Here is a 2,171-nt window from a genome sequence, read left to right on the forward strand (position 1 = left end):
CAGCAGCTCCAGCGCCCGGAAGCGGCGACCGCCGGCGGGCACCTCGAACATGCCGGTTTCCTTGCCCCCGGTATCCAGCACCGGGCGGACATGCAGGGATTGGATCAACCCGCGACGGGCGATGGACTCGGCCAGCTCTTCGACCGAAATTCCGGCCTTGACGCGCCGGACGTTCGACTGGCTCAGCGTGAGCTTGTTGAAAGGACTGTCGCGCGAGGACGACAGGGTGATCTTCTGAACGGCAGTGGCCATGTCAGTTACTCCATGACGGACGCCGGTGAGCCTCTCTCTCCGGCTATCAAGCCCGTCACGAATTTCCCATCCCTCCTTTTCCTCTCCTGGCCGCCGCCCGCCACATCCCCGTTCATCAGATATCGCCGCGGGCGCGCAGGCTCACCTCCCGACCGGCACCGGTGATGATGTGGTCGTGCAGCGTCACCCCCAAAGCTGCACAGGCCTTGTGTATCTCCTTTGTCATGGCGAGATCGGCGGCCGAAGGCTCGGGATCGCCAGCCGGATGATTATGGACGATGATCAGCGCACTGGCGTTGAGCGCGAGGCCCCGCCGCAACACTTCCCGGGGATAGACAGGGGCATGATCGACCGTGCCAATGGCGAGGCATTCGTCCGAGATCAGCCGGTTTTTGCGGTCGAGATAGAGGACGTGGAAGCGCTCGACATCACCGCGGATGGTCAGTGCGCAATAGTCCAGAACCGCCTGCCATGTGGACAGGACCGGATTCTGGTTGAGATGGCGCAGCAGGATCCGCCGCGCTTCGTAGACAACGGCCTGCTCCTGCGCTGAAAACGGGCAAGACTGCGGATGGATAGCGAGTTTCTTCATGTGTTGCGTCATGATCGGGGTTCCCGACGGGCAGCCGGCCCGGCGCCGGAACTTTCACCACGTCACAACGAGAGGCGCCGCCCTCTATCTTGAAGAGAGCGGCGCAGAAGCGCGAAGTCAGACAGCCGGATTTCAGGTTTTCCGGTTTTCTGTATCGGCGGGATTCAATGGCCGCGCAGCATCACTGCGGAACCGGGCGGACAGGATTTGTTCGGCTGCGCGAATGCTGCCAGCCATGCGCGCCGTTTCGGCCCAGATCGAGATCGGGAAGTCGCCGGTAAACAGCACGTCCCGCTCGATGCCCATGCCAAAGGGTAACTGGAGGGATCGCAGTTCCTCGAACCGCCATGAGCCCAGTTCGGGATAGCCGATATCGGCCAGACCGAACATGATGTCACCATCCTCGTCGAGTTCGGTCGCAAGCCAGACGCCCGCGCCAAAAGGGTTGAAGAATTTGACGACTGGGGTGTGATCGACGTCCGGTTGGCGGCCATTGGCGAGAAGCTGCGTGCGTTGTTCATCTGTGAGTAGGATCATGCCGCGGCCCTCCGCTCGGTGGCCGCCATATCGGCGTCTCCGGCATCGCCCTCGGGCAGATGCGACAGTAGCCAGTCGGCCGCCTTGCTCGCCTGCGAGGCGGCGCGCACGATGGCGCGATTATCCTCGCGAAGGCATTCCAGCCACGATCCGATATAGTCGGCATGGCGCACGGTCGGAACGATCCCGAGCGACGCGCAGCAGAAAGCGGCGATCAATTCGGCTGTGATTTCTTCGACCGAATAAAGCTTCGAGCCGAAAGAGCCACTCAGCTTCCTATTGAGACGGCTGTGATGGCCACTGGCATGCCCCAGCTCGTGCAGGGCCGTCCGGTGCCAATTAATCGGCTCGAAATAGGCTTGCGGAGGCAGCACCTGCACATAGTCGAGTGACGGCATGTAAAAGGCGCGATCGCCGCCGATGCGGAAATCGATGCCGGTCGCACGGATCAGCGCCTCGACTCGAGGCTCGATCAGGTCGGGTGGTGGTGGCGGGGCCGCGATGGCGATATCGTCAGGCAGGTTCTCGCATTGCGCGGCGTTGAACACGGTGAAGCGCTTCAGGAACGGGATGCGGTCAGGTTCCTCGCCGGTCTCGCGAGCACGACGCTTCTCGTCCTCGGGCGTGAAACGGTCGGCATAGACGACGGTAGTGCCGCGTTCGCCCTTCCTGACATTGCCGCCAAGTGACAGTGCCTGCCGGAAAGTGACCCAATGCTGGGTGGGATAGCCATGCTGGATTACAGCGCCCCAGAGAATCAGAACATTGATCCCGGAATATTGCCGGGCGG

General features: G+C 62.3%; 4 protein-coding genes. All 4 read right to left on the reverse strand.

Features of this window, described 5'->3' with window-relative positions:
* On the reverse strand, nucleotides 1–252 hold a 252-nt coding region (locus ACK5L9_RS08585), incomplete at its 3' end, for a ParB/Srx family N-terminal domain-containing protein (protein ID WP_416911049.1).
* Between the two features lie 115 nt (nucleotides 253–367).
* A complete protein-coding gene (gene radC / locus ACK5L9_RS08590) occupies nucleotides 368–856 on the reverse strand; it encodes a RadC family protein (protein WP_416911050.1) in 489 nt (162 codons plus the stop codon).
* A 120-nt stretch (nucleotides 857–976) separates the two neighbouring features.
* Nucleotides 977–1,381: a DUF2958 domain-containing protein gene (locus ACK5L9_RS08595; protein ID WP_416911051.1), complete on the reverse strand. Its 405-nt coding sequence runs from the start codon at nucleotides 1,379–1,381 to the stop codon at nucleotides 977–979.
* The coding region (locus ACK5L9_RS08600) for an ArdC family protein (RefSeq protein WP_416911052.1) at nucleotides 1,378–2,171 on the reverse strand (794 nt) is incomplete at its 5' end. The genes ACK5L9_RS08600 and ACK5L9_RS08595, both read right to left, overlap by 4 nt.

The organism is Paracoccus sp. (in: a-proteobacteria), from assembly GCF_047973135.1.
Classification (GTDB): Bacteria; Pseudomonadota; Alphaproteobacteria; order Rhodobacterales; family Rhodobacteraceae; genus Paracoccus.